Below are 26,825 nucleotides of genomic sequence, written 5' to 3'. Positions count from 1 at the left end.
AAGTGCACCAATGAAACGGGTAAACTATTAACCAAGAAGCCCGGCGCACCAAAGCGCCGAGCTCAAATTTTAAACCGACCAAAGCTAAAGCGCAGACCTAACACCAGCAGCATAGTCAGGATGAACCTGAGCAAATAGAGCTAGCTGACGATCAACAATGTCTTGTGGTACGCCGTCCATTGCTGCGGCTACGTTGGCGTAAAGGCGTTGTTTTTCGCCTTCATCGAACAATTCAAACAGTTCACGCGGCTGTGAGAAATCATCATTGCCAATCCGATGGTTGTGCCTATCTGCCACCCCTTCGACCGCCAGTGGCGGCTCTGCAACACTCGGGTCTTCATGCGCGCCGCCAAAACTATTTGGCTCGTAATAGGCATCCACATTACCGGTTTTTTGCCCCATAAAATTCATTTGCCCATCTTTATGATAATGATGAACTGGACTTACAGGCTGGTTCACGGGCAGTGCTTCATAGTGCGTGCCCAACCGATATCGATGCGCGTCTGCATATGAGAAGACCCGCGCTTGCAACATTTTATCCGGCGAATATCCAATGCCTGGCACAACGTTGGATGGTGAAAACGCTGCTTGTTCGATCTGCGCAAAATAGTTATCAGCGTTGCGGTTCAATTCCATCACACCAACATCAATCAACGGATAATCCCCATGTGGCCAGACTTTGGTCAAATCAAATGGATTGAACGAGGTATCGTTCGCCTGTTCTTCACTCATGACTTGAATGCAAACACGCCACTTCGGAAACTCCCCCCGATCAATGGTGCCAAACAGCTCCTCTTGATAAGTCTCGCGGCTCTCACCCACAACCTTGCTTGCTTCCGCATTTGTGTAGTGTTTGTGGCCTTGATGGGTTTTGAAATGAAACTTCACCCAAACACGCTCGCCATCCGCATTCCACATGGAAAAGGTGTGTGACCCATAACCATTCATATACATCGGCGCGACGGGCAATCCGCGATCTGACATCAAAATGGTAACTTGATGCAAGCTCTCGGGTGAAAGGGACCAAAAGTCCCACATCGCCGTGCTTGAGCGCAAGTTTGTCCTCGGATGCCGTTTTTGCGTATGGATGAAGTCTGGAAATTTCATCGGGTCTCGAACAAAGAACACAGGTGTGTTGTTGCCAACCAAGTCCCAGTTTCCCTCTTGGGTGTAGAATTTGAGCGCAAACCCACGAACATCACGTTCCGCATCTGCCGCACCCAATTCACCTGCTACGGTTGAAAAGCGCGCCAGCATATCAGTCGTCACACCCTTTTGCAGCGCTGCCGCACGAGTATATTTAGAAATATCTTCTGTAACCGTCAACGTACCAAACGCACCCCAACCTTTAGCGTGAACCGCACGCTCAGGAATACGCTCACGGTTTTGATGGGCAAGTTTTTCAATCAGTTGATAGTCCTGCATCAAAACCGGGCCGCGTTCCCCAGCAGTCTGTGTGTTTTGATTGTCGGAAATTGGTGCGCCACCAGTCGTTGTTAGTGTAGGCGTTTTGGTCATGTTCAATCCCTTCCTTAAATTATGAGCACAGCCTAAATTCCCTGACATCAACAATCAAATTGATTAATATTACCAAATCAATTAGAAAATCTAATGATGATAACCCTAAAACAAATGCGCTATGCGCTTGCGGTAGAACACCAACGCCACTTTGGCCGCGCCGCAAACGATTGTTTTGTCACCCAGCCCGCGCTTTCTCAGCAGATTACATTGCTTGAGGAACATCTAGGCTGGGCGATATTCGAACGTACGGGAAAAACTGTACTCCCCACACCGCGTGGCAAACTCTTTCTTAAAGATATCAAGCGAATTTCAGGCCTCACAACTGAGTTGGAAGAACAGTTCGCCCGCAATCCCAATCAGATGCAGATGACCATAACGATGGGACTCATCCCCACCGTCGCGCCCTATTTGCTGCCGACATTGCTGCCTGCACTTGTGACCCAAATGGACCCGCTTCGGTTTTTTGCAAGCGAAAGAACCACAGACGATCTAATAGGCGCGGTGAAAAGCGGAGAATGCGATTTCGGCATATTGGCGACTGATGTAAATGACGAGCGATTGGTGCAAACCCAACTTTTTGCCGATCCGTTTGTTCTGGCAACACCACCAACCAGCAACATTGTTGGACCTGTCGATTTGTCTCAAGTAGAACGCGAACAGATGCTTTTATTGTCTGAAGGTCATTGCCTGCGTGATCAAACGGTTGATGCGTGTCGGTTGGGCGCGGACCTGGGGCAAAAGACATTCGCTGCGACGTCCCTGTCTACAATAGTAGAACTGGTTGCCAATGGCTTAGGCATGACGCTTTTGCCGGCTATTAGTTTACGTCGTGAGGGGCAAGGCAACCGACTAAACCTTATCAGTCTAAAGCAACCCGGAGCTGGACGCGTAATCTCAATGGTCTGGCGACGTTCCTCGCCGCTTTCCAGTGTATTTCAGGACATTGCGGAAATTGTTAGTACCATTGGACGACAAACCCTGGTCGAAGAGAATGAACTCCCCTCTAAACAACATAAAGTTCCTGCGGCCAAACGCGCACCTTGATCTCATCACCTACATTGATGATGCCGGGACGTTCTACCCAGCCGACAATACCGCGCGTTGTTTTTGCCGCTTTGACAAATCCAAACTCGATATCGTCGCGGCCTTCTTGCGCGTCCTGCAGGCTTTTACCGGAGATCTTACAAGGCGCATTATAGCCATCAATGCGTACCACGGCACCGGAGGGGAAAAAGAACAAAGTGCGTGACGGCACGCGGGACAGGTTGGGAATGTCCTTGGTGACAAAATTTGCACCGATCCGCCCCACATCTAATTCGTCCAAGTTTAACGCATCACCAATTTCTGCCAGTTCTTCTTGCGACAGAATTGAAATATGACGCTCATTGCGCATCTCAGTACCGCGCTTGTACCAAGGCTCTCGACCACCCGACTTACGCGTAAGTCCATGATGATGGTCGCCAATAATACCGTTGAAATCCAACTCAATTTGATCAACAGGTCGCGAAACAAAACCTTCCCCGTCGGCTATAAATAGTCCCTCGAGTTTTCCGATAAGTTTTTGTGCGCCAATGCTCGTCATGTTCGCTTCGCTTTTCTTATTTTTGCCTGTCTGGAAACAGAATCATAGGTGAATACTGCCAACGATACCCAAATCAAAACAAAGCTCAATAACCGCAATTGGCCAAGCGGCTCACCAAGCAACCAAACAGCCATTATGAAATGAATTGAAGGCGCGATATATTGAAAGATACCCATTGTCGTCAGGCGCAAACGCCGAGCACCGATAGAAAAAAGAACGAGCGGTATCGCAGTTACTGGCCCAAGCAACATCAACAAAACCCAGATTGAAGGTGTGCTGTCGCCAACAGGAATAGGGTTGGTCGGCCCCAACCAAATCAGAAGCACCACCGCAAATGGCACCAACAATAGTGTTTCAATCAACAAACCAGGCGCCGCACCAACTTCTACTGTTTTACGAAAATAACTGTAAAACCCGAAACTGAATGCCAGTGTTAGCGAAATCCAGGGCAGTCCCCCGAGGCCAACGGCTTGAATAGCGACGGCAATCACCGCAATTCCAATCGCGAGGGCTTGCAGCTTGTTTTGCCGTTCACCCAAAAGCACCATCCCAATGGCCACATTGACCAAAGGATTGATGAAATAGCCAAAACTGACGGCCAGCAATTGATCATTGTCGACGGCCCAAACAAAGAGCCCCCAATTCACCGTGATCGTGATTGTTGAAAAGACAAGCCAAACCATCGACTTTTTCGATTGGAAGATCGGCAATATCTCCCTAATTCTATTGACCATTATGAGAAACAAAGCGACAAAAAGCGCAGCCCAAATCACCCGGTGCGCAATAATTGTATAAACGCTGATATCACCCACCAGCTTGAAATAAAGCGGTGCTATGCCCCACAAAATATAGGCAGAAACAGCACTTATTCCGCCGAGTTTTGTCTCGCGCGCGGCATTCTCATCTGTCATTCGAGTGTCTCTTTATGCGGTAGGAGAAGAAAGCTACCACGCGAGCAAGCTCGAAACCAACAAAACAAATCAATGGCGATGATCACCAAGATTGATCGATCAACTAATAGGAGCCCAAAAACTGCGATAAGAATGGATTGAAAAGGTCAGGCCGCTCCATGCTCAACAGGTGAGCACAGCCTTCAATCATGACGTCAGCGGAATTAATAAGCTCGTCGGCCAGAATGGAATGCCGCTCAATTACATGGGCAAAATCATGCTCTCCACAAACAAGCAGTGTGGGCGCATTGACTTGATCCAACAATTCCCATGCCTCGTCTCGGTCTTCTTCTTGAGGTAAATCGGCATGGCGAAGCGCTTGCTCATTCATTTGCAAAAACAGTTCCCGCAAAGCACCGTCCACGCGACCACTTTGTTGCAGAGGACCGTCAAGCCAAGCGTGGGCTTCGATAAGATTGATTTGATCAACATCGTCCGTTTGATCAGCGTGATCAAGTGCCGTCAATATGGGATCATATTCAGGTGGAAGATCAGGCGAAGGTGCGCCAGAAACAGAACTCGAAATCAAGACAAGCCCAGCTGTCTGATCAGGATGTCGCAACGCAAAATCAATTGCCAAACGGCCACCCTGTGAGCAACCCAGAAAAATGGCAGCTCCAACACCGAAGTGCGATAGCACCGCTTCTAAATCGTCAATTTCATTGAATTCAACATCATCGCTAACAGTTTGTCCAAACCCACGTCTGTCGTAAGCGATGGCGTGAACATCGACATCCAAATTGTCGAGCTGCGGCTGCCACATTCTGCAATCCGTGACGCCCGCATGTAGAAAAACAACGGGCAATCCCTCACCTTGGCTGACGCCAAAAATCGTACCGCCATCTACGGATAATTGAAAATTCGCCATGCGTTTGCCCCTAACCTGTCGCATTAGAATATATGAGTCGTCGGATTTGGGCAGTATACAAAGCAACACTAATTCAGTTGCACAAACATAAATTGGTTACGCCTGATCAGCAAAAGCAATTGGGCAGAAGCAATTGCTGCTCCTGCCCAATCCAATTCGTCATCCAGTCCAATGCCTTATCCAAAACGGTTCAGACATAAAGGCTGATGTATCCAGCAACCAACCTATCGCGTCAACGGCTTGTACGTCACCCGTTTTGGGTTAACCGAATCCGCGCCTAAGCGGCGGATTTTGTCGGCTTCATATTCAGCGAAATTGCCTTCAAACCATTCAACGTGGCTGTCGCCTTCAAACGATAACATATGTGTCGCCAAGCGATCCAAGAACATCCGATCGTGAGAAATCACCACAGCGCAACCAGCAAACTCTTCCAACGCTTCTTCCAGCGCGGAAAGTGTTTCGGTGTCCAAATCGTTGGTTGGTTCATCGAGCAGTAGAACGTTCGAACCCGACTTCAACATTTTTGCCAAATGTACGCGGTTACGTTGCCCACCAGACAGGGATCCAACTTTTTGCTGCTGATCGCCACCCTTAAAGTTAAACGTCGACGTGTAGGCACGGCTGTTCATTTCACGCTTGCCAAGCATGATGATATCATTGCCTTCAGAAATTTCTTCCCAGACCGTTTTGTTGGCATCAAGCGCATCACGGCTTTGATCAACATAGCCGAGTTTCACCGTGTCCCCAATGGTAATGGAACCACCGTCAGGTTGTTCTTGACCAGTGAGCATTTTGAAAAGCGTTGATTTACCCGCGCCGTTGGGGCCGATAATGCCAACAATACCACCAGCGGGTAGCTTGAAGTTCAAATCCTCAATCAACAATCGGTCGCCAAAGCCTTTGTTCAAACCCTCAACATCAATCACCTGATCACCAAGACGTTCGCCAGGTGGAATAATGATTTGCGCGCTATTGGACTGCGTCCGCGCTTCGTTGACTTTCACCAACTCGTCATAAGCTTTAACACGCGCTTTAGACTTTGTTTGACGCGCTTTTGGCGAAGCGGCCATCCACTCTTGTTCGCGGTTCAATACACGTTCACGGGCAGCATCCTCACGACCTTCTTGTGCAAAGCGTTTCGCTTTTTGGCCAAGATAGGCTGAATAGTTGCCTTCGTATGGAATGCCACGACCACGGTCGAGTTCCAAAATCCATCCCGTAACATTGTCCAAGAAATAACGATCGTGGGTAATGATCAACACGGAACCAGTATATTCGCGCAGGTGCTTTTCAAGCCATGATGTTGTTTCAGCATCCAAGTGGTTGGTTGGCTCATCGAGCAACAAAAGATCAGGTGCAGCCAACAGCAATTGGCACAGCGCAACACGACGTGCTTCACCACCAGAAAGGTTTTCAACCGAAGCATCACCCGGAGGGCAACGAAGCGCTTCCATCGCCATTTCTACTTTACTGTCCAAATCCCATAGATTTTCAGCGTCGATCTGATCCTGAAGCGCAGCGCCTTCATCGGCGGTCTCTTCAGAATAGTTCATCATCAATTCGTTATAACGCTCGATGATGTCCTGCTTTTCTTTCACCCCAAGCATCACGTTGCCTTTGACATCGAGGCTCGCGTCAAGTTGTGGCTCTTGCGGCAAATAGCCAACTTTAGCGCCTTCTGCGACCCAAGCTTCACCTTGAAACTCAGTGTCTAGGCCTGCCATGATTTTGAGAAGCGTTGATTTACCAGAACCGTTAGGCCCCAGCACACCAATCTTGGCGTCAGGGTAAAAGCTTAGGTGAATGTTATCCAGAACCTTCTTGCCACCAGAATAGGTCTTGGACATGCCATGCATGTGATAGATGAATTGCCGTGCCATGAAATGTGCAGCTCCGAAAACAAGTAAAATTGGTTTGCACCCTGTTAAGCGAAACGAGCTGCTTGGGCAATGGTTGAGCGATGAAAACAAGAACCCTTTACATTTGTGGGGGCACACTATGCTCCATTTTTTCTCAATCAGGGCTTAATCGAACTGATTGCTATACGGGCAAGCCACTTAGCGGCTTCACGACACGGATCGCTAAATTGGATTGAATTTTGGTTACATGCGGCAGTCGAGACAAACGTGTTCTGTGGACACGCTCAAAATCCTCGGCGTCCTCGCAAACAAGCCGCAACAAATAGTCAGCGGCGCCGGCCACCAAGGCACATTCCAAAATCTCAGGGGCAGAACGTACAGCTCCTTCAAACTCCTTCAACGTTGCCTCGCTTTGATCGGTTAGAACAATTTCCACATAAAAATTCATCCCAAACCCCAACTTGTCTGAATTGAGATGGGCGTGGTAGCCAGAAATAAGCCCTCGTTCCTCCAACAGCTTTACCCGGCGGTGACATGCTGACGAGGACAGACCAACTTCATCCCCGAGCTCATGCATCGGAATTCGGCAATCCTTTTGCAATGCGCGTAAGATTCGACGATCCAGCTGATCTAGCACAATCATCCTGATATTCTCCCAAATTCTTGGATTATCTCCTAATATCAGTCCGTTTTAGATGATATCCGCAAATTTCTCCACCCCACTTCATAATACACTTTTATGAAATCAACACTGGAGGAGGTTTTAAAATGCGCATTGGTGTTCCAAAGGAAATTAAAAATCATGAATATCGGGTCGGCCTAACGCCAGAGAGCGTTGCCGAACTTGTGGCACATGGTCACGAACTTTTTGTCCAAACACAAGCTGGTGCCGGCATTGGCGCGGCTGACGAAGTTTATACTGCGGCTGGCGCAAAAGTCTTATCGACAGCAGCAGAAGTGTTCGACACCGCAGAGATGATCGTGAAAGTAAAAGAGCCCCAACCAGCAGAACGGGCCATGCTCAAACCAGGTCAAATTCTTTATACATATCTTCACCTTGCTCCTGATCCAGAACAAACAAAGGATTTGGTCGATAGCGGCGCGATTTGCATTGCCTATGAAACCGTAACTGACAATCAAGGCGGACTTCCGCTTCTGAAGCCCATGAGCCAAGTTGCTGGGCGTATGTCCATTCAAGCTGGCGCAGCAGCACTGGAAAAGGCACACGGCGGGCGCGGTGTCTTGATGGGCGGCGTACCCGGCGTTGCTCCTGCAAAGGTGATTGTTGTTGGCGGCGGCGTTGTTGGTTTTAACGCAGCACAGATGGCCGTTGGCATGCATGCCGACGTAACGATACTCGATCGAAACCCTTCACAGCTGGAGCGTTTGTCCAACCACTTTGAAGCCAGTGCTAAAGTGATTTACTCCACAAAAGCAGCGTTGGAAGAGCTCGTAGCGACCGCAGATCTCGTAATCGGAGCTGTCCTTGTTCCAGGTGCATCAGCACCCAAACTTGTCAGCCGCGAGATGTTAAAAACCATGCAAGCTGGCGCTGTTTTGGTGGACGTGGCCATTGACCAAGGCGGTTGCTTTGAAACATCAAAAGCCACAACCCATGCAGAGCCAACATATGTTGTTGATGATGTCGTTCATTACTGTGTGGCAAATATGCCTGGAGCCGTGGCTCGTACATCAACATATGCATTAAACAACTCAACGCTGCATCACGCCGTACAAATCGCAAACAAGGGTTGGAAAAAGGCCCTGAAAGACGACTCACATCTGAAAAACGGTCTGAACGTGTGTGAAGGTAAAGTCACATGCGAACCAGTAGCTATCGATCTGGGTTATGACTATGTGAATGCAGACACTTTCTTAAACTAAAAAACAAAAACTGATCCATCTTGAAAGCCGGCACGTTAAAAAAAAGCGTGTCGGCTTTGACGTTTCAAATTCATGGATATGAAAGCAATTTACCCGCTGGTTAATGAAACTAGTGGATTTTACGTATACGCGATGGTACAGACCTTATTCTAGTTAACAACAATGAAGACAATTTCGCATAACCTATTATTAAATATAATAAAAAAATTCAGTGCAAATCCGGTCGGTCATTTTACGCAATTGACGACCGTTCATAAATTTGATGTTAATATATTAAAAAGCGGAGGTTTGTTTGAAAGGGTGATAAAATGGACATGCTCAATGCAATGCAAACATTCGTGGCAGTTGCTGAAAATAGCGGAATAACAGCAGCAGCTGATAAGCTTGGATGCTCGAAGGCAATTGTGTCTCGAACACTAAGTCTTTTAGAAGAACGCCTCGATGTCCGGTTGCTCAATCGAACAACTCGTAAAGTATCTCTGACGGAAGTTGGAGCAGAATATTTAGAGCATTGTCGCGCCATTTTGGAGCAGAATGCTGAGATTGAAAGTCGCTTTGCCGAAAAGGGTCTTGAACCTCAGGGCCTCCTGCGCATTAGTTCTCCAATGACATTTGGAACACAGCGGATCACCCCACTACTACCTGAATTCATGGAAAAGCACCCCAAGGTTCAGGTGGATATTCAACTCAGTGATAGATTTGTCGATATTGTTGAACAAGGCATGGATCTCGCCATCAGGATCGGGGCAACTGGTTCTGACTCCCTAATTGTTCGTAAATTTGCCGAGACAAAACATATTATTGTTGCTGCACCAAATCTCATCGAAAAAATGGGCGGTGAACCATCAACCGTTGATGGCCTCAAACATTGGCCGTCGATCGGTTATACCTTGCGTACCGCTACACCAGTTTGGCAATCGATTCGAACAAATTCAGAATTTGAGCGCGCACGTTCCAACAACGGCGAAGCAATTTTGCGGATGACGGAAGCAGGCGTTGGAATGGCTTACCTGCCCAACTTCATCGTCAAAGATTCAGTAAAAGAGGGAAAACTTAAAGTTCTTCTTCCAGGCCTTGCTGAGGAAACAACACCGCTTTACGTTCTTTACCCACATCGGCGTCGCCTAGCCCTAAAGACGCGCGTTTTCATCGATTTCTTGGTCCATAAATTTGCAAATATGTAATTTTGGTGCCTGGCCTAACGACAATGATGAAACGCAAAAAAGGCCAGCCGTCCAGAGCTGACCTTTTTCACTTCAATTTCAACGCCTAAAGCAATTTTGCGATTACTCAAAGAATGTTGAAATCTCCTGGAGAGGCTTTTTCTGCATCGCATGTTTGGGAATTCTCGCGTCAGCCGCCGGATACCCAACAACAAGCAAAATATATGGTTTGTCAGTTGACGGCCGATCGCAAAGCTTTGTCAAAAAGCTCATGGGATTCGGCGTGTGGGTTAGCGAGACCAGCCCAGCTTCGTGTAAAGCCAACAACAAGAACCCTGTAGCAATCGAAACTGACTCTGGCACATAATAGTTCTTGTATTTTTGGCCGTCGGCGCCAATTGACCGGCGTTGCCCAAAAATACTGATCAACCAAGGTGCCGTTTCCAAAAACGGTTTTTCGGGATCAGTACCAATTGGCTTTAGGGCGCGCAGCCATTCTTCACCGGCGCGTCCTTCGTAAAAGCTAAGTTCTTCTTCTTCCGCTGCGACACGAATTTTTGATTTCATTTCTGGATTTGAAATCGCACTAAAATGCCAAGGCTGATGATTTGCACCATTTGGCGCAGTTCCTGCCGCCAACAAGCATTTTTCAATTATGTCACGAGGAACTGGTCGATCCGAAAATTCACGAACAGTATGGCGCTGCTTAACGCGGTCATAAAAAGCATCGGCAGCCGCTCGCATATCTTCTAGTGACTTTTCTTTGTAGTCCGGAAGCAAAACAGGTTGGAAATCTTCGTCAAATTGATGATCAATCACCATATTCCCCAATATTGTCTGATTAGATTGTCAGACAATATTCAAGGAAATGCCAAATTGCAAGACCAATTCAGTCTTCACATCACAAAAAACTAAAAATGTAAGTGTGTTCAACCCGCTCGTTGGCTACTCATCAGCACGAAAATAGTCATCGTCCAATGCCTGCACTAAGTCGCCGGCTTTATGAATATGTTGAATCATTGCCAACTCTGCAGCTTGTGCATCGCCATTCACCATCGCGCGAACAATAACCTGATGATCATCATTTGTTGTGAAGACCGCGTTTTGCCCCACCAACACTCTGAACTGCAGCCAAAAGATTGAGGTTTCAAACCGTTTTATCGCCTGTAGCAAGTAGATATTATCGGCAGATTCAGCAATCAGACTATGAAATTGAGTGTTTAAGTTTGAAAACAAACTTAAATCTGAATTGAAAACAGATCCATCAAGCTCTTCCTGCAAACGCAAAAAACGCTGCGGCATTCCTTGTGCATTTTTAGTCCCAAGACGTGCAGCCAAACCCTCAAGATTAGCTCGAACACAATAGACATCTGCAGCTTGTTTGCGCGTAAGTTTGGTAACAGCAACACCGCGATGGCGCTCAAAGGTCAGCAGCCCAGACGAAATAAGGCGCTGAAACGCTTCACGCACCGTGCTGCGGCTAAAACCGAATTCCTTTGTGTAATCAGCCTCAACCAACCGTGTCCCCGGCACAAGGCGACCGCTGCGAACGGATTCGGTAATAATCTCAACAACTGTCTCGACATTTGAACCCGCCATTCGCCCCTGCTCTCCGGTACATTCCTATCTCATTGTTGTAATTAATAAAACACGTAACCGAAAGCCGATTTTACTCAAATCGGACCGGACACACAACTTTGTCTGACAAAAAGAATTTTTACACCTCTCTGAAAATTCAAATCGTGACGCCAGTATCAAAGATCAAACAAGCGAACCACACCTTGGGTAGACCAGCAATAAAGCGAAATATTCGCCTCCATCGCCTTATCCAAAGCAAATCCAGTTGGCGCAGAAATCGAAACAACCGCTTGAACGCCATGCCGAGCTGCCTTCTCGATAATTTCGTACGAACATCGGCTACTGACAAGCAAAAAACCATCTTCATGATCGCCCAAACGGGCGCGCGCACCCAGCAACTTGTCGACCGCATTGTGTCGCCCAATGTCTTCACGAACCAGACTAATATTACCATCAAGAGATGCCCAAGCCGCCCCATGGACCGAAAACGTCTGCGCATTCAATTTCTGATGGTCAGGCAAAGCCTGAATAGCTTTCTCGATTGCGTTTTCAGCAATTGGGCTTTTGTGATGTCCAACTTTGGGAAGCGGTGCCAACAAACTATCGGCATTTTCCATGCCACACAGCCCGCAACTCGCAGACCCCACCATGTTGCGACGTTTTTGCCGAATATCGAGGCGATCCAAACGTTCTTGGTCGATCTCGATCTTGATGTCATGCCCAACACCAACATCTTCGGTTTGAATGGATCTAATTTCGCCCAGCCCATTTACAATATGTTCTGATATCGAAAACCCGACCGCGAAATCCTCCAGATCACTGGGCGTCGCCAACATCACTGCATAATTGCGTTGGTTGAAAACCAAGGCAACAGGACATTCTTCTGCAATATGCCAATCAGTGTTCTTCCCGCCAACTGAGACACTCAGCTGACGGGAAGTGCTTGTGCTGTAAGGTCGATCTTTACTCACTCAGCAGGCTCTACCGGCGCTTTTTCAACAATCTTCCGCATGCGCGGCGTTTCAAGCGCGTAGTGCTCTTGCCATTCAGACTTGTGGTTGGCTGGGGTCACTTCAACCGCAGTCACCTTATATTCGGGACAATTGGTCGCCCAATCCGAATTCTCAGTGGTGATCACATTTGCCCCGCTCTCTGGGTGGTGGAATGTTGTATATACAACGCCTGGCGCCATCCGCTCTGAAATCAGTGCTCGCAGCGTCGTTTCACCCTTGCGGGAACGAATTGACACCCAATGCCCGTCTAGAATGCCCTTGGCTTCTGCATCAGACGGATGGATTTCCAACACATCTTCTTCCCACCAATCAACATTGTCCGTCCTGCGCGTTTGAGCACCCACATTATATTGGCTCAGTATCCGACCAGTCGTGAGAATAAGTGGGAATTTACGATTTGTTTTTTCGGTTGTCGGCACATATTCCGTGACGATAAATGCACCCTTACCGCGCACAAACCCATCCTCGTGCATAATAGGTGTGCCGTCCGGCGCGTCATCATTACACGGCCATTGAACGGAGCCTTTTTCATCCAAGCGCTTAAAGCTGACACCGGCAAATGTTGGAGTTAGCGCCGCAATCTCATCCATGATTTGTGATGAGTCAGTGTAGTTCATTTCAGTGTAGCCCATGGCGTTGGCCAAACGCTGGGTGACTTCCCATTCTTCCAAACCCGTCGCAGATTTCATCACCGGCCGCACACGGTTAATCCGTCGCTCAGCGTTGATGAATGTGCCGTCCTTTTCAAGGAACGATGTTCCGGGCAAAAACACATGAGCAAAGCGCGCTGTTTCATTAAGGAAGAGATCTTGAACAATCAAGATATCCAGCGCTTTCAGAGCAGCCTCCACGTGAAGCGTATTTGGGTCCGACTGTGCAATATCTTCACCTTGCACATACATGCCCTTGTAATTCCCTGAAATGGCTTCATCAAACATGTTGGGGATACGGTATCCGGGAACGCCATCCAGTTTACGTTGCCACGCGGTTTCAAAGGTGCCGCGCACCTCGTCATCGCCAACAGAACGGTAACCGGGAAGCTCATGCGGGAATGAACCCATGTCGCAAGAGCCCTGCACATTGTTTTGTCCACGCAGCGGGTTCACACCCACGCCGCGTCGTCCAATATTGCCCGTTGCCATGGCAAGGTTTGCCATGCCCATAACCATAGTGGACCCTTGACTGTGCTCTGTTACACCCAATCCGTAGTAAATCGCTGCATTGCCACCGGTTGCATAAAGGCGCGCTGCCGCACGAATTTCTTCAGCATCCACGCCGCTCTCTTCCGCTATGGTTTCAGGCGCGTTGATGTTATCAAGGATGAAATTGCGCCATTCATTGAAGCTTTGCATGTCGCAACGTTCTTCAACAAACTTCTGATCAATCAAGCCTTCTTTGGCGATAACATGGGCAATTGCATTCACAACAGCAACGTTCGTGCCCGGTTTAAGTGGCAGGTGATGCTCCGCCTCAATGTGGGCCGACTTCACCAAATCAATTTTGCGCGGATCAACAACAATTAGCTTAGCGCCTTCACGAAGACGACGTTTCATTTGCGAAGCAAATACCGGATGCGCATCGGTTGGATTGGCGCCAATGACAATCATCACATCAGCTTCTTCAACACTATCAAAGTCCTGCGTACCGGCCGACGTTCCAAACGTCTGGTTCAAACCATAACCAGTTGGTGAATGGCAAACACGTGCGCATGTATCTACATTATTGTTACCAAAGGCAGCCCGAATGGTTTTTTGAACAACCCAAACTTCTTCTGAAGTGCAACGCGAAGATGTGATGCCACCAATGGCTTTGGGACCGTGATCCGCTTGTGCCTTTTTCAGCTTCTCAGCAGAAAAAGCAAAGGCTTCATCCCAAGAAACTTCGCGCCAAGGGTCCGTGATTTTCTCACGGATCATCGGCTTCGTGATCCGATCATTGTGGGTTGCATATCCCCACGCAAATCGACCTTTTACACATGAGTGACCGTGGTTCGCTTTACCGTCTTTATAAGGCACCATGCGAATGAGCTGGTCACCCTTCATTTCCGCTTTGAACGAGCAGCCAACGCCGCAATATGCGCAAGTGGTCAAAACAGATCGGTCAGGTGTGCCATGCTCAATGACAGAGTTTTCCTGCAATGTGGCAGTTGGGCAGGCTTGTACGCATGCACCACAAGAAACACACTCAGAGGAAAAGAAATCCTGCCCCCCAACAGCAACTTTACTGCCAAACCCGCGACCATCAATGGTCAGCGCCAAGGTGCCCTGCACCTCGTCACATGCGCGAACGCAGCGTGAGCAAACAATGCATTTCTCAGGATCAAACGTGAAATATGGATTGCTTTGGTCTTTAGGCGTATCAAAATGGTTCGCGCCGTCATAGCCGTAACGCACATCGCGCAAGCCGACAGAACCGGCCATATCCTGCAATTCGCAATCTCCATTGGCAGCGCAGGTTAGGCAGTCCAACGGGTGATCCGAAATATACAATTCCATCACCCCTCGCCGAAGCTTTTCGAGCCGCGGCGTTTGCGTCGAAATCTTCATGCCCGTAGTTACCGGCGTCGTACAGCTTGCTGGTGTTCCTTTGCGGCCCTCGACTTCAACCAAACAAAGTCGACAAGAACCGAAAGGATCTAAACTGTCCGTCGCGCAAAGTTTGGGAATATCGATGCCAATTTCGGAAGCAGCGCGCATAACGCTGGTGCCCTCTTCAACTTCAACTTTGAAGCCGTCGATTTGCACCTCAACTTTTTGCACTGATTTGGATTTGGGTGTTCCAAAATCTTTTTCTTTTAAGATAGCCATCGTCTATCTCCTATTCTGCCGCTTCGCGAGAAACCCGCGGCGCAAAATCATCAGGGAAATGCTTAACTGCACTCATCACAGGAATTGGGGTCATACCGCCCATTGCACAAAGGGAGCCATCGACCATCAATTCGCAAAGGTCTTCTAGTAGCACCATGTTTGCGTCATAGTCAGTGTCAGAAGCGAGCTTATCGATCACCTCTTCGCCCCGTACAGCGCCCACCCGACATGGGGTGCATTTGCCGCAACTCTCTTCAGCACAAAACTCAAATGCATAACGCGCTTGCGCCATCAAGTCGGCACTATCGTCAAATACAACAATCCCGCCGTGGCCAACACCTGCACCATTTTCTGCCATTACTTCATAATCCATTGGCAATTCGAGCATGTGCTCGGGCAAATATGCGCCCAATGGTCCACCAATTTGAACGGCCTTAAATGGTCGGCCAGAACGAGTCCCACCACCATATTTTTCAACGAGATCACTTAATTTAACACCGAACGCGGTTTCAAACAAACCGCCCTGCTTAATGTTGCCAGCTAGTTGAAACGCTAGAGTTCCCTTAGACCGTCCTTGACCGTAGCTGGCATAAGCATCGCCACCATTCGCCAATATCCAAGGCGCGGCACAAAGTGACAAGACATTGTGTACAAGTGTTGGCTTACCAAACAAACCTTCAAGTGCTGGGATAGGCGGTTTTGCGCGCACGACGCCGCGCTTGCCTTCTAAGCTTTCCAAAAGGGATGTTTCTTCGCCGCAAATATAAGCACCTGCCCCGATGAACACAGTCAGATCGAAAGCTTTGCCTGAACCCAATACATCATCGCCAAGCAAATTATTGGCTTTGGCGATCTCTATCGCTTCATTCAAAACTCGTGCGGCAATTGGATATTCCGAGCGCAAATAGATAAAGCCCTTGGTCGCGCCGACACCCAACCCAGCAATAACCATGCCCTCAATCAAAAGGAACGGATCGCCTTCCATGATAATGCGATCAGCAAACGTTCCGCTGTCACCCTCGTCAGCATTGCAAACGATGTATTTTTGATCGGCTTGCGCACGTTGAACAGTGTCCCATTTGATACCAGCCGGGAACCCAGCGCCACCTCGGCCGCGAAGTCCGGAAGACTTCACTTCACTAACAATGTCAGCTTGTGATGCGGCAGCTGCTTTTCGTGCGCCTACAACGCCACCATTTGCTTCATAATCCGCGAATGACAATGGATCGGTCAGCCCACACCGAGCAAACGTCAGACGTTGCTGATCACGCATAAAGGAATGCTCATCCACCACGCCGATATTTTTATCATGCGCGCCACCGTTCAAAAAAGTTGCGTCAAACAAGGATGCAACGTCACTTTTCGAAATCGGGCCATAGCCCACGCGTTTGCCGTCAATTTCAACTTCAACTAATGGTTCAAGCCAATGCATGCCGCGAGACCCGTTACGCACGATTTCAATCTCAATTCCACGCGTTTCAGCTTCCTTAGAAATTGCATCGGCAACTTCGTCCGCTCCCAACGCCACAGCTGCGCTATCAAGCGGCACAAACACTTTTTGTTTGCTCATGAAGCAACCTCGTCAGCAATCCGTTGCCCATCGACGCGAGCAATCAGTTTGCCGTTCACCTCCGCCGCAGGTGCGCAGGAACAAAGTCCCAAACAATAAACGGGTTCTATCGTGATAAAACCACTTTCATCTGTGGTGCCCATTTTTGTGGCAAACCGTTGTTCCAAGTCTGCTTTTATCGCGCGCGCACCAACAGATTGGCACGCCTCCGCAACGCAAAGACGGACATGATTTTCACCTGGCTTTTTGTCGCGAAAGTCAGCGTAAAAACTAATTACGCCACGCACCTCTGCCTGGCTAATGTTAAATAGTTCTGCCGCGATCCTAACGGTGTCGCTGGGCACGAACCCGCATCTTTCCTGTACATGACGTAAGCCGGTGATTAGACCACCTGTTTCTCCAACATGACCGGAAAGAGCCTCCTCGATAATCTTTTCCATACCCAATCGTTCCCTCAATGCGGCGCGAAGGTCAAGCATGTTGATGTAAATCTTTCGTCAAAGACAAATTCAACCGCTTCAACGGAGAACAATTAGTATGACGACCCTTTAAGGTTAGGTGCGCTTTGTTGTGCGAAGAACTGCAGTTCCAGCAGTGCCAAAAGTTACGTGATTATTAGTTGTGTTTCGTCCGACCACCAGTATGATCCAGAAAATGAAAAACAAATACTCTGGAAAATGCCTTTGCGGCGCGGTTACTTACCAAGTTGATGGGCAGCCAGTCGTTGTTGCGCAATGCCACTGCGATGAGTGCCGCAGGCTAAGCGGTACTGGCCACACCATTGGTGCTATGTTCCCTATCGCGGCTGTCACAATGAATGGCAAACTGAATGAATTCAGATATCAGTCTGACAAAGAATCAGCGGTCACGAAATCCTTTTGCGGAAAATGTGGCAGTCCAATATTCGGAACAAACTCACGCACACCTGACCATCTGACGCTTTCACTAGGCTCAATGGACGACGCCACTGAACTGGATGTTCAGGTCGTCATATTTGAACGCGATAAGAAACACTGGGACCAACTCGGACCGGACGTCATGTCGTTTGCCACCCAGCCGGATTGGAAACCAGACAATTGAAACGCCTTAAATGATTACGTGGTGTTTCAGTTGCAGTATTCTCTAATTAGCGCTGATCCAAGCCTCTCTATATCGACCGGATATTCACACGCTTTGATAATTCCTCAACGCTCTCAACACGCTCAGAATATCGGTCAACCAAATATGCTGAACGGCCCCGCGTCAAAACGGTAAATTTCATCAGCTCTTCCATGACATCAACCATCCGGTTGTAAAACGGGGATGGCTTCATGCGCCCGTCTTCATCAAATTCTGTAAATGCTTTGGGGACGGAAGATTGATTGGGGATGGTGATCATGCGCATCCAACGTCCAAGCACGCGCATTTGATTGAGCGTATTAAAACTCTGCGAGCCTCCACACACTTGCATGAGCGCTAGGGTGCGGCCTTGAGTTGGTCGAACACCGCCAATCGGGGCAAGTGGCAACCAGTCGATTTGGGTTTTCATAACCCCAGTCATCGCACCATGTCGTTCTGGCGAGCACCACACCTGTGCCTCTGACCAAATCGAAAGGTCACGCAACTCCTCCACCTTGGGATGGGTCGCATTTTCATCATCAACTAAAGGCAAATCGGTTGGGTCAAAAACGCGAACCGTTGCTCCTAGAGCTGTCAAAACCCTAGCCGCCTCTAACGTCATCAGTTTGGAGTATGATCTTTCCCGCAAAGAACCATAAAGCATCAATATGCGCGGTGCATGATCAGGCTCACCAGCTAATCCCAATGCGTCCTTATCGATTGGATGCAGTGCATCTTTGGTGAGGTTGAACATTGGATCAGCTAAAAAATCACTCATGGCGCGACAATGACCTCACCATCTTCTTTGGTGTATGATTTACCCGACGGCACATCCAGCAGATCAAAAACCCGCTCTGAAGGTCGGCAAAGCGCCACACCTTTGGCGGTACACACAATTGGCCGGTTGACGAGAACCGGATGTTCAACCATCGCGGTCAACAGCTCATCGTCAGTAACATCGTCCCGCGTCAGCCCCAGTTCGACAGCAGGCGATTTTGAAGTTCGCAAAGCATCTTTTGGCGACAAGTTTGCAGCTGCAAACAGCCCCAACAATTGTTGGCGTGTCCATCCGGTTTGCAAATACTCGATGACAGTTGGTTCATATGCAAATGCATGAATGATGTCCAATACATTGCGCGAGGTGCCACAATCAGGATTGTGGTGAATAACGATACTCATGTTAGTCCCTTGAAGAATTATCTGGTTTATTTAGGCAGGTGATTTCATCCAACACGGTTTGACAGAGCTCTGGTTGACCGCCGCAGCAATCCTGCATGAGGAAGCCCAAAAGACCACGCACGACCTCGAAATCCGCAAAGTAGCGTATCATGCGACCTTGCCGCTGGTTGCAGACTAAGCCTGCATTAAGAAGAACAGAAAGGTTGGCGGACATGGTGTTTTGGCGCACGCCAAGTGCGTCACCAAGCTCACCGGCCAACATGCCTTCTTCGCCAGCATTTACGAGCCGACGAAAAACGTCCAACCGCGTTTGCTGACTAAGAGCGGAAAAAGCACCAATTGCATTCAATGAATCCATACATCATGATTAATTGATATATTATCACCGTGCAACCAAAAACCACTACGCTTAGTGAGAAACCTTTTGTGGTTTTAACAACCCCAGACGCTCTCGCCAATAAAAACGGATGTTCAAAATGACGGCAACAATTGTCAGCCCACCTGCTAACCCAAGCCAGATGCCGACCCCGCGCATATCCAACACGAAGCCAAGCAAATAGGCGATTGGCATACCCATAATCCAGTAACCAAATATTGCAGCATACATCGGCACCTTCGTGTCGCTCAGTCCGCGCAAAGAAGCGGCTGCCATGGCTTGCGCACCATCAACAAGTTGAAACAATCCAGCCACTGCTAGATATGACGCAGCCAACCCAAATACAGCAACGTTTTCCGGTTTTGCGGCATCAAGGAACAGCGAGACAAATGCATCAGGGAACAGCACAAAAAGCATACACGTGATCGCCATAAATCCTGTACCCAGAGCGATCGAAGTCCAGCCGGAAATACCAACGCCATCGTACGATCCTCGACCATATTGCAACCCAACCCGAATGGTTGTGGCTTGCGATAGACCAAGTGGCACCATGAAGGAGATCGAGGCCAATTGCAGAGCCACAGCATGGGCGGCTAATTCCTGAGTGCCCAACCAGCCCATCATCACAGTGGCCACGCTAAACATGCCCACTTCGGCGGTCAGCATGAGACCGATTGGTGTTCCGACTTTGATAATTTCAATAAAGCGTGGCCAATCAGGACGCCAAAACCGAATGAGCAACTCGTAGTGCCGGTACTTTTGACGCACCAGCACATAACCAAGACCAAACAAAAACGTTACCGAGTGAACAATAATGGTGGAAATACCGGCCCCAGCAAGTTCAAGCCGTGGGAAACCAAAGTTACCAAACATCAGCGCATAGTTGCCTATGCCATTGACAAAAATACCAATGATGGTCGCGATCAGAACAATCTTGGTATCTTCATGAGCGGACAAAAAACCGCGCAGAACCGTGAACAGCAAAAACGGATAGAATTGAAACGCCGCAAACTGAATATAAGTCGCAGCCAAAGCGCCAAGTTTAGGGTCTTGCCCCAACACTTGGAATATCCACTCGATCTGTAAAATGAACGGCACAAGAATCGTCGCGAACAACAGCGAAACCCAAAAACCCTGCCGCACCGTGCGTCGCACAGATATGAAGTCTTCTCGACCTATCGCCTGCGCCATCATGGGTGAAACGGCGGTAACAATGCCAATCCCAAAAATCAGAAACAAGAACATCAAAGATGAAGAGACGGTGCCTGCAGCCAGATACTCGGGGCCGAGCCACCCCATCATGATAACGTCTGTTGTGCCAAGGCCAATTTGCGCCAACTGTGCAGCGATTAGCGGCCATGCCAGCGTTAAAGTCGTCTTCGTCTCACGCTGCCAATTGGTCTGCGTGGCCTGAACGTTTTTTGCGTCAGACATTATCTCACCTCATAAAAACCTCCGGCAAGAGACTATTCATTGTCCAGACATGCGCTCGTTTTCATCGAGCAAACATCAAAAAGGACAACCGCTTATATACGATTACCGGCGCGAAGGAGTCGCGATTCATAAATATGGATCGCACCACTTCGTCCAATTGGCAAGTAGTTCTTACTGAGTGGTCAAATTCGACTTAGCGCTGTGGCCAATTTGCCAATCGACCAATCAATGCTCGTTTTGCGGCAAACCGTCGGCGATGTCGTAATAGTCGCCTTTTTCAGCCGTAAAAATATGTTTGTCCATCTTCGTATTAGTTGGCTTGTCAAAGGCCCCCATGGCAACACCAGTCCAGTCCTTAAATATCGCATCAAAGAACAAGGTTGAACCGCACATTAGGCAAAATCCGCGTCGAACTTTCTCCGACGATTGAAACCAGCTGATATTTTCTTCGCCGCTGATTTTCAGGTCATCTTTTTTAACATCTGTTGAAACAAGAAAATGCCCCGTTGATTTACGGCAAGCATCACAATGACAACCATCAGGCGCGTTCAATTCACCTGAAACTTCAAATTCGATGGCACCGCACAAACAGCTTCCAGTATGCATAATCACTCTCCAGACAAATCAAAACAGGCTCCGTTCTAACGCGCCCATTTTGTGAATTCAATATTGACGCTCAACCCTACATGTTTGGGTAGTTCGGCCCCTCGCCGCCCTGCGGCGTTACCCATGTGATATTGCGAGCTGGGTCTTTGATGTCGCACGTTTTGCAATGCACGCAGTTCTGCGCGTTGATCACAAACTTAGGCTCAGATCCATCTGATTGCTCCACCACTTCATAAACACCCGCCGGGCAATATCGCTGCGCAGGCTCATCAAATTCAGGCAGGTTTTTGCTGATCGGCAGGTTCGGATCAGCTAGCTTCAAATGGCATGGCTGCTCTTCGGCATGATTTGTGAAACTGAATGAGACATTGGTCGTTCGATCAAATGAAAGTTTTCCATCCGGTTTCGGATAATCGATCTTTTGATGGCCAGCAGCAGGCTCCGTCGCCATCGCGTCCGACTTCGAATGTCCCCACGTACCGAACAATGGTGTACCAAACAGCGACGCAAACCACATATCTGCGCCAGCAAGTATCGTCCCCCACACTGCCCCAAGTTTGGAGCTCATCGGCTTAACGTTACGGACTTTGTTTAGCTCTTTGGCAATTGCACCAGTGCGAATTTCGGTTTCGTAATTGCTCAACTTGTCGCCATGGCGTCCAGCCTTCAACGCTTCAGCTGCCGCTTCCGCAGCCGCAATTCCACCCAACATCGCATTGTGATTGCCCTTTAGGCGCGCAAAGTTCAACGTGCCAGCGGCGCAACCCAAAAGCGCTCCACCCGGGAAAACCAACTTAGGAAGAGACTGAATGCCACCACTCGCGATCACCCGCGCACCATAGGCGGTACGTCGACCGCCTTCCAATAGCTTAGCGACTTGTGGGTGATGTTTGAATTGTTGGAATGCCATATACGGGAACACATATGGATTTTTGTAATCCAAATGCACCGTGAAGCCGACATAAACTTGATTGTCTTCAAGGTGATAGATGAACGAACCGCCACCCGCTTCGCTACCCAGCGGCCATCCAAGTGAATGCTCGACATGCCCAAGCTTGTGCTTGGATGGATCAATTTCCCAGATTTCTTTCATTCCCAAACCAAATTTGGGATGATCTGCATTCTTATCGAGCTCGAAATTAGCGATGACTTGCTTGGCCAGTGACCCGCGAGCACCTTCACTCAACAACACATATTTGCCGCGCAGTTCCATGCCCGGTTCGTAGCCCACGCTTTGGGTGCTGTCTGGGTTCAAGCCAAACTCACCAGCGACAACACCAACCAACTCACCTTGCTCACCATAGACCAATTCAGAAGCCGCAAAACCCGGGAAAATCTCGACGCCAATCGCTTCTGCCTGCTCCGCCAACCATCGACAAACATTGCCCATGGAGACGATATAGCAGCCCTTGTTGGACAATAGTGGCGGCATCAGAATATGTGGAATTGTAAAGCCGCCAGACTTTGAAAAAACATTGAAATGATCACTTGTCACTTCCGTTTTAATTGGCGCGGCCTTCTCTTTCCAATCAGGGATCAACTTATCGATGCCAGTAACATCAAGGATCGCACCCGAAAGAATATGAGCGCCAACTTCTGAGCCTTTTTCCAGCACAACAACTGAAATATCCTCGCCACCAATTTGTTTCAGGCGAATTGCAGCCGACAGTCCCGCAGGTCCAGCGCCAACAATAACCACATCATATTCCATGGATTCGCGTGCGACTTCACTCATTCCAATTCCCCTAACAAATGTTCAAAAACGGCCCACAGATAGCGGGCCGTTCAATTCAAACTAGCGATGTTTTATACACAAAACAGTCATGCGCAAAATCAGCATTTCGCATAATACGATCACCAAACCGTATCATACGGAGCTCGCCAGCTAGATTTTTGCAGCCGTAATCATGATTTCAACATAGAAATCACTTGTTGCCAATTTGCTTTCACCAGTCGCCCGAGCTGGAGGATTTACTGGGTCAATCCAAGCATCCCAAACAGCATTCATTTCACCGAAATACTGCATGCTTGAAAGCCAAATTTCAGCTTTCAGCACATTTGATTTTGACGTACCAGCAGCAGCCAACAATTCATCCACTTTAGCCAAAATAGTTTTTGTTTGCTCAGCAGGGTTTTCGCCAGCATTGCCAACTTGGCCTGAAAGATAAACCATGTCGCCAAATACAACGGCTTGGCTCATGCGCGTGCCGGGTTTGATGCGTTGAATACTCATAATCTTTTCCTATTGTGTAAGTGTTGCCCGGTTGGGCGACAAATCGTCTATCAATTCTTGATCGGCAAATGATGGCAAACTTGTTCTAAGAACCATATGCGCGGCCAACAATGACAATGCGGGTGATGTTTGGATGCCATATCCGCCCTGTCCTGCCAACCAGAAAAATCCATCAACCGCAGATGCATATCCACATACCGGTGTTTTATCGGGCGTAAAGACCCGAAGCCCAGCCCAACTACCATCAACGTGCGTCACTTCGTAAGTTGTCGCTTCAGAAAACCGAAAAAGGCCTTCAGCCAAAACCATATCGTCAACGAACACATCATGAGGTGGAACAGGGTCTTCATCCGCAGGCGACACCAAAAAACTACCCGCATCTGGCTTCATATACCAGTCTTCTACTGCGCTAAGCAGCATCGGCCATTTGTGCGACTGTTCAGGATGAGATGACGGCAATGTGGCAATTGAACGTCGTTTGGCAACCAACCCGACCGGAGCCACCCCGAACATTTGCGCCACTTCATCTGCCCATGCACCTGCGGCATTGACCACAATCGGCGCTTCAAAAACACCCTGCGACGTTTCAAGCTGCCAAACGCCATCTACATATTTAGCGGCGGTAACACCCGCATCGCAAACAACAATTCCGCCGTTCGTTTTGGCTTCCTTCAACCACCCCTGATGCAGGGCTGCTACATCCAAGTCTTTCGCGTCGCGCTCAAACCCAACACCAGCACACTCATTCTCATCAATAATTGGAACTAGTTTCTTGGCTTCAGCAGCAGATAAAAAATCAAGGTCATCAGCACTCGCAATCAATTCATCCAAATGCGCTTTGCTGTCTACATTGGCATAATACAAAACACCGCGATCCGCTAAAACTGGGTGTGGAAAAAACGTCGGCGACAAGTTTTGGAACATTTCCCACGAAGCGCGATTGAGCTTTTTGATCGGATCATTGCCATAATTCATCGCAAACATTGCAGCGGATCGACCCGTCGAATGATAACCAGGACGCTCCTCCATATCCAAAATGATCACGCGTTTTGACTTCGCCAATTGCGCCGCGATACCAGCGCCAGCAATGCCAGCGCCGATCACCAAAATGTCAGTTTGCTGATTCATATCGAAAAAGACCAGTTTGTTTTGTGAGTCCATGATTGCGACCCGTCAGGCAAAAAGCAAGCATGAATCATCGGATTAAGTCATTGAATCTAACTTTTCAGGCAGCCCTGTAAACCGCTGAAAACAACCTACCTTCCAACAGCATAGCCCTGCATAAACCGAGCATTGGCACCGGCCCTGAGGAAACCATCCGTTTTTGATGCCGCCGTCATGCGACCCAACGTCCAATCCCCATCCACCTGCACACGGTGTCCCTTACGTTTAAGCTCTTCAATCGTCGAACTTGGGAAACGCCCTTCAACAACAAGATGCCCAGCATCTGCCTCGCGCGGATAAAATGAACTTGGAAAATGATTGGTATGGAAACCCGGCGCGTCGATCGCTTCTTGCAGGTTTTGCCCAAAATGCACGTAGCGCAAAAAATGATGCAATGACCATTGATCCTGCTGATCGCCACCCGGTGTGCCAAAGGTGGTCTCCGGTTTCCCGTCCTTCATCGCCATGGAAACTGACAATGTTGTACGCGGGCGTTTACCCGGCGCGATGCACGTAGGAGAACGTTCATCCAGCCAGAACATTTGCGCACGGTTGGTCAAACAAAATCCGAGCCCCGGCACAACCGGCGAACTTTGCAACCATCCACCAGATGGTGTTGCGGTGGCCATGTTTCCCCATTGATCAATAATGTCAAAATGGCAAGTATCGCCCTTTGTGCGCCCGTCAGCTCCAGTGGGCAAGTCATCAAAACGAGCCACAGTTGGCTCACCAATATCCTTGTTGTTACGTCCCTCTTCCGTTTCACCCAACGGACGGTTCACAACTGGTCCGCCAGCGCCCTCAACATGCCCAGGACGCAACTCCAGTGATGCTTGGTCACCAATCAGCTTTCGACGCTCATCATTGTATGCATCGCTCAACAACGTTTCCATTGGTACATCTACAAAGTCAGGGTCGCCATAAAACGCTTCCCTGTCTGCGAATGCTAGCTTTGACGCCTCAATAACGACGTGAACAAACTCTGGATCATCCGGAGACATTCCATCCAAATCAAAGCCCTTGAGCAAAGCAAGTTGTTGCAAAAACGCAGGACCTTGCCCCCATGGGCCCGTTTTGAGCACGTCGTAGCCCTTATAGTGATAGCTTAGCGGCTCCTCATATGAAGCACTCCAGCTCGCCATATCTGCACCGGTCAAAAAACCCGGCTGAGGCCGTCCCGTCGTATCCATCATTTCATTTTGGGTAAAAAACATATCGACTGCTTCGGCGACAAATCCTTCACGCCAAATTTGCCGAGCTTTCTGGATCTGCTGCTCGCGGTCTCCGCCAACGGTCTCCGCCTCTTCAATTATCCGCGAATAAGTTTTCGCGAGAATTGGATTGGCAAACCGACTACCCACTTTTGGCACGCGTCCACCCGGTAAAAACACCTCAGCAGAACTAGGCCAATGATCGTTAAACTGATCTTGCACCTTTGATATAGTGCCCACGATATTCGGCACCAAGGGTACACCGCTTTGCGCATATCCTACTGCGTACGAAAGAACATCTCGCAAATGCAAAGTTCCATAATCGAGCAGCAACATCATCCACGCGTCAAACGCGCCGGGTACAACTGCCGACAAAAAGCCAGTACCGGGCACAATATCAAGCCCAAGCGACTTATAGGCATCTAACGTTGCGTTTTGTGGCGCAACGCCCTGCCCACAAACAACACGAGGCGCCTCGCCAGCCTTTGCAATCAACATCGGTACTTCGCCGCCGGGGCCATTCAAATGAGGCTCGACAATTTGCAATGTGAATCCGGTGGCGACCGCCGCATCAAAAGCATTACCCCCGCGTTCTAAAACGGACATGCCAACGCCAGATGCAATCCAATGCGTCGAAGCGACAACACCAAAGTCGCCCACAATTTCCGGACGAGTTGTAAAATTACTCATATTTCCCCCAAACATTTAACCAGCATTTTACGGGGTTTT

25 protein-coding genes are annotated in these 26,825 nt (G+C 48.8%); 4 read left to right on the top strand and 21 right to left on the bottom strand.

All coding sequences use genetic code 11. The features are described from left to right. Positions 1-84 precede the first annotated feature (84 nt). The gene (locus ACSHWX_RS06310; protein WP_435667349.1) at positions 85-1,518 is read right to left on the bottom strand and encodes a catalase; all 1,434 of its coding nucleotides are present in this window, start codon (positions 1,516-1,518) and stop codon (positions 85-87) included. A gap of 93 nt (positions 1,519-1,611) precedes the next feature. Here ACSHWX_RS06310 and ACSHWX_RS06305 point away from each other — a divergent pair, with 93 nt between their 5' ends. Then, positions 1,612-2,565: a LysR substrate-binding domain-containing protein gene (locus tag ACSHWX_RS06305; RefSeq protein ID WP_435667348.1), complete on the top strand. Its 954-nt coding sequence runs from the start codon at positions 1,612-1,614 to the stop codon at positions 2,563-2,565. On the opposite strand, the gene ACSHWX_RS06300 is transcribed toward ACSHWX_RS06305, so the two are convergent. From ACSHWX_RS06300 to ACSHWX_RS06280, 5 genes are all read right to left on the bottom strand, one after another. Beyond that, positions 2,525-3,103 carry an MOSC domain-containing protein gene (locus ACSHWX_RS06300; RefSeq protein WP_435667347.1) on the bottom strand — a complete coding sequence of 193 codons (579 nt, stop codon included), beginning with the start codon at positions 3,101-3,103 and terminating at the stop codon, positions 2,525-2,527. The two genes, ACSHWX_RS06305 and ACSHWX_RS06300, sit on opposite strands and share 41 nt — an antisense overlap. Next, entirely contained in the window at positions 3,100-4,014 is a 915-nt protein-coding gene (rarD, locus tag ACSHWX_RS06295; protein ID WP_435667346.1) for an EamA family transporter RarD, read from the bottom strand. The genes ACSHWX_RS06300 and rarD overlap by 4 nt, the downstream gene beginning before the upstream one ends. A gap of 103 nt (positions 4,015-4,117) precedes the next feature. Next, a complete protein-coding gene (locus ACSHWX_RS06290) occupies positions 4,118-4,921 on the bottom strand; it encodes an alpha/beta fold hydrolase (RefSeq protein WP_435667345.1) in 804 nt (267 codons plus the stop codon). Positions 4,922-5,145: 224 nt separating this feature from the next. Beyond that, the gene (ettA, locus tag ACSHWX_RS06285; RefSeq protein WP_435667344.1) at positions 5,146-6,801 is read right to left on the bottom strand and encodes an energy-dependent translational throttle protein EttA; all 1,656 of its coding nucleotides are present in this window, start codon (positions 6,799-6,801) and stop codon (positions 5,146-5,148) included. Between the two features lie 160 nt (positions 6,802-6,961). Further along, positions 6,962-7,423, bottom strand: a complete 462-nt coding sequence (locus ACSHWX_RS06280) for an Lrp/AsnC family transcriptional regulator (protein ID WP_435667343.1) — start codon at positions 7,421-7,423, stop codon at positions 6,962-6,964. Between the two features lie 125 nt (positions 7,424-7,548). Between ACSHWX_RS06280 and ald the strand changes: the two genes are divergently transcribed. Together ald and ACSHWX_RS06270 are read left to right on the top strand one after the other, a co-directional pair. Next, positions 7,549-8,664 carry an alanine dehydrogenase gene (gene ald / locus ACSHWX_RS06275; protein ID WP_435667342.1) on the top strand — a complete coding sequence of 372 codons (1,116 nt, stop codon included), beginning with the start codon at positions 7,549-7,551 and terminating at the stop codon, positions 8,662-8,664. 308 nt (positions 8,665-8,972) lie between these two features. Then, complete coding sequence (locus ACSHWX_RS06270) at positions 8,973-9,848, top strand: LysR family transcriptional regulator (protein WP_435667341.1); 876 nt, start codon at positions 8,973-8,975, stop codon at positions 9,846-9,848. Positions 9,849-9,950: 102 nt separating this feature from the next. On the opposite strand, the gene ACSHWX_RS06265 is transcribed toward ACSHWX_RS06270, so the two are convergent. The 6 genes from ACSHWX_RS06265 to ACSHWX_RS06240 form a co-directional block, all read right to left on the bottom strand. Further along, entirely contained in the window at positions 9,951-10,646 is a 696-nt protein-coding gene (locus tag ACSHWX_RS06265) for a nitroreductase family protein (RefSeq protein WP_435667340.1), read from the bottom strand. Between the two features lie 126 nt (positions 10,647-10,772). Then, positions 10,773-11,426 carry a GntR family transcriptional regulator gene (locus ACSHWX_RS06260; protein WP_435667339.1) on the bottom strand — a complete coding sequence of 218 codons (654 nt, stop codon included), beginning with the start codon at positions 11,424-11,426 and terminating at the stop codon, positions 10,773-10,775. A gap of 155 nt (positions 11,427-11,581) precedes the next feature. Then, complete coding sequence (gene fdhD / locus ACSHWX_RS06255; RefSeq protein ID WP_435667338.1) at positions 11,582-12,376, bottom strand: formate dehydrogenase accessory sulfurtransferase FdhD; 795 nt, start codon at positions 12,374-12,376, stop codon at positions 11,582-11,584. Continuing rightward, positions 12,373-15,225, bottom strand: a complete 2,853-nt coding sequence (gene fdhF, locus ACSHWX_RS06250; RefSeq protein WP_435667337.1) for a formate dehydrogenase subunit alpha — start codon at positions 15,223-15,225, stop codon at positions 12,373-12,375. The genes fdhD and fdhF overlap by 4 nt, the downstream gene beginning before the upstream one ends. Before the next feature lie 10 nt (positions 15,226-15,235). Next, positions 15,236-16,795: a formate dehydrogenase beta subunit gene (locus ACSHWX_RS06245; protein ID WP_435667336.1), complete on the bottom strand. Its 1,560-nt coding sequence runs from the start codon at positions 16,793-16,795 to the stop codon at positions 15,236-15,238. Beyond that, positions 16,792-17,235 (bottom strand): NAD(P)H-dependent oxidoreductase subunit E, encoded by a 444-nt coding sequence (locus ACSHWX_RS06240; protein ID WP_435667335.1) that lies wholly within the window; start codon positions 17,233-17,235, stop codon positions 16,792-16,794. Before ACSHWX_RS06240 ends, ACSHWX_RS06245 begins: the two co-directional genes overlap by 4 nt. A 214-nt stretch (positions 17,236-17,449) precedes the next feature. On the opposite strand from ACSHWX_RS06240, the gene ACSHWX_RS06235 reads away from it, so the two are divergent. Beyond that, complete coding sequence (locus tag ACSHWX_RS06235; protein ID WP_435667334.1) at positions 17,450-17,875, top strand: GFA family protein; 426 nt, start codon at positions 17,450-17,452, stop codon at positions 17,873-17,875. 67 nt (positions 17,876-17,942) lie between these two features. Here the strand turns inward: ACSHWX_RS06235 and arsH are convergent, their stop codons facing one another. From arsH to ACSHWX_RS06190, 9 genes are all read right to left on the bottom strand, one after another. Beyond that, positions 17,943-18,671 carry an arsenical resistance protein ArsH gene (gene arsH, locus ACSHWX_RS06230; RefSeq protein ID WP_435667333.1) on the bottom strand — a complete coding sequence of 243 codons (729 nt, stop codon included), beginning with the start codon at positions 18,669-18,671 and terminating at the stop codon, positions 17,943-17,945. Further along, positions 18,668-19,072 carry an arsenate reductase family protein gene (locus tag ACSHWX_RS06225; protein ID WP_435667332.1) on the bottom strand — a complete coding sequence of 135 codons (405 nt, stop codon included), beginning with the start codon at positions 19,070-19,072 and terminating at the stop codon, positions 18,668-18,670. Before ACSHWX_RS06225 ends, arsH begins: the two co-directional genes overlap by 4 nt. Before the next feature lies 1 nt (position 19,073). Further along, positions 19,074-19,430 carry an ArsR/SmtB family transcription factor gene (locus tag ACSHWX_RS06220; protein ID WP_435667331.1) on the bottom strand — a complete coding sequence of 119 codons (357 nt, stop codon included), beginning with the start codon at positions 19,428-19,430 and terminating at the stop codon, positions 19,074-19,076. A gap of 51 nt (positions 19,431-19,481) precedes the next feature. Beyond that, positions 19,482-20,882, bottom strand: a complete 1,401-nt coding sequence (locus ACSHWX_RS06215) for an MATE family efflux transporter (RefSeq protein WP_435667330.1) — start codon at positions 20,880-20,882, stop codon at positions 19,482-19,484. A gap of 225 nt (positions 20,883-21,107) precedes the next feature. Beyond that, positions 21,108-21,488 carry a GFA family protein gene (locus ACSHWX_RS06210; protein ID WP_435667329.1) on the bottom strand — a complete coding sequence of 127 codons (381 nt, stop codon included), beginning with the start codon at positions 21,486-21,488 and terminating at the stop codon, positions 21,108-21,110. A gap of 76 nt (positions 21,489-21,564) precedes the next feature. Then, positions 21,565-23,223: a 4Fe-4S dicluster domain-containing protein gene (locus ACSHWX_RS06205; protein WP_435667328.1), complete on the bottom strand. Its 1,659-nt coding sequence runs from the start codon at positions 23,221-23,223 to the stop codon at positions 21,565-21,567. Positions 23,224-23,373: 150 nt separating this feature from the next. Then, positions 23,374-23,721, bottom strand: a complete 348-nt coding sequence (locus tag ACSHWX_RS06200) for a RidA family protein (RefSeq protein ID WP_435667327.1) — start codon at positions 23,719-23,721, stop codon at positions 23,374-23,376. 9 nt (positions 23,722-23,730) lie between these two features. After that, positions 23,731-24,882 (bottom strand): NAD(P)/FAD-dependent oxidoreductase, encoded by a 1,152-nt coding sequence (locus tag ACSHWX_RS06195; RefSeq protein ID WP_435667326.1) that lies wholly within the window; start codon positions 24,880-24,882, stop codon positions 23,731-23,733. Between the two features lie 95 nt (positions 24,883-24,977). Then, positions 24,978-26,786, bottom strand: a complete 1,809-nt coding sequence (locus ACSHWX_RS06190) for a gamma-glutamyltransferase family protein (protein ID WP_435667325.1) — start codon at positions 26,784-26,786, stop codon at positions 24,978-24,980. Between the last annotated feature and the right edge of the window lie 39 nt (positions 26,787-26,825).

Origin of the sequence: Maritalea sp. (genome assembly GCF_051251695.1) — a bacterium.
Classification (GTDB): Bacteria; Pseudomonadota; Alphaproteobacteria; order Rhizobiales; family Devosiaceae; genus Maritalea.
The sequence above is the reverse complement of the archived record's forward strand: the minus strand, read 5'-3'. Positions and strand labels throughout refer to the sequence as shown.

Bases quoted from the DNA above. Each gene is read 5' to 3' on its own strand.
- ACSHWX_RS06310 (WP_435667349.1), bottom strand. From the start codon at position 1,518: ATGACCAAAACGCCTACACTAACAACGACTGGTGGCGCACCAATTTCC.
- ACSHWX_RS06305 (WP_435667348.1), top strand. From the start codon at position 1,612: ATGATGATAACCCTAAAACAAATGCGCTATGCGCTTGCGGTAGAACAC.
- ACSHWX_RS06300 (WP_435667347.1), bottom strand. From the start codon at position 3,103: ATGACGAGCATTGGCGCACAAAAACTTATCGGAAAACTCGAGGGACTA.
- rarD (WP_435667346.1), bottom strand. From the start codon at position 4,014: ATGACAGATGAGAATGCCGCGCGCGAGACAAAACTCGGCGGAATAAGT.
- ACSHWX_RS06290 (WP_435667345.1), bottom strand. From the start codon at position 4,921: ATGGCGAATTTTCAATTATCCGTAGATGGCGGTACGATTTTTGGCGTC.
- ettA (WP_435667344.1), bottom strand. From the start codon at position 6,801: ATGGCACGGCAATTCATCTATCACATGCATGGCATGTCCAAGACCTAT.
- ACSHWX_RS06280 (WP_435667343.1), bottom strand. From the start codon at position 7,423: ATGATTGTGCTAGATCAGCTGGATCGTCGAATCTTACGCGCATTGCAA.
- ald (WP_435667342.1), top strand. From the start codon at position 7,549: ATGCGCATTGGTGTTCCAAAGGAAATTAAAAATCATGAATATCGGGTC.
- ACSHWX_RS06270 (WP_435667341.1), top strand. From the start codon at position 8,973: ATGGACATGCTCAATGCAATGCAAACATTCGTGGCAGTTGCTGAAAAT.
- ACSHWX_RS06260 (WP_435667339.1), bottom strand. From the start codon at position 11,426: ATGGCGGGTTCAAATGTCGAGACAGTTGTTGAGATTATTACCGAATCC.
- fdhF (WP_435667337.1), bottom strand. From the start codon at position 15,225: ATGGCTATCTTAAAAGAAAAAGATTTTGGAACACCCAAATCCAAATCA.
- ACSHWX_RS06245 (WP_435667336.1), bottom strand. From the start codon at position 16,795: ATGAGCAAACAAAAAGTGTTTGTGCCGCTTGATAGCGCAGCTGTGGCG.
- ACSHWX_RS06240 (WP_435667335.1), bottom strand. From the start codon at position 17,235: ATGGAAAAGATTATCGAGGAGGCTCTTTCCGGTCATGTTGGAGAAACA.
- ACSHWX_RS06235 (WP_435667334.1), top strand. From the start codon at position 17,450: ATGAAAAACAAATACTCTGGAAAATGCCTTTGCGGCGCGGTTACTTAC.
- arsH (WP_435667333.1), bottom strand. From the start codon at position 18,671: ATGAGTGATTTTTTAGCTGATCCAATGTTCAACCTCACCAAAGATGCA.
- ACSHWX_RS06225 (WP_435667332.1), bottom strand. From the start codon at position 19,072: ATGAGTATCGTTATTCACCACAATCCTGATTGTGGCACCTCGCGCAAT.
- ACSHWX_RS06220 (WP_435667331.1), bottom strand. From the start codon at position 19,430: ATGGATTCATTGAATGCAATTGGTGCTTTTTCCGCTCTTAGTCAGCAA.
- ACSHWX_RS06215 (WP_435667330.1), bottom strand. From the start codon at position 20,882: ATGTCTGACGCAAAAAACGTTCAGGCCACGCAGACCAATTGGCAGCGT.
- ACSHWX_RS06210 (WP_435667329.1), bottom strand. From the start codon at position 21,488: ATGCATACTGGAAGCTGTTTGTGCGGTGCCATCGAATTTGAAGTTTCA.
- ACSHWX_RS06205 (WP_435667328.1), bottom strand. From the start codon at position 23,223: ATGAGTGAAGTCGCACGCGAATCCATGGAATATGATGTGGTTATTGTT.
- ACSHWX_RS06200 (WP_435667327.1), bottom strand. From the start codon at position 23,721: ATGAGTATTCAACGCATCAAACCCGGCACGCGCATGAGCCAAGCCGTT.
- ACSHWX_RS06195 (WP_435667326.1), bottom strand. From the start codon at position 24,882: ATGGACTCACAAAACAAACTGGTCTTTTTCGATATGAATCAGCAAACT.
- ACSHWX_RS06190 (WP_435667325.1), bottom strand. From the start codon at position 26,786: ATGAGTAATTTTACAACTCGTCCGGAAATTGTGGGCGACTTTGGTGTT.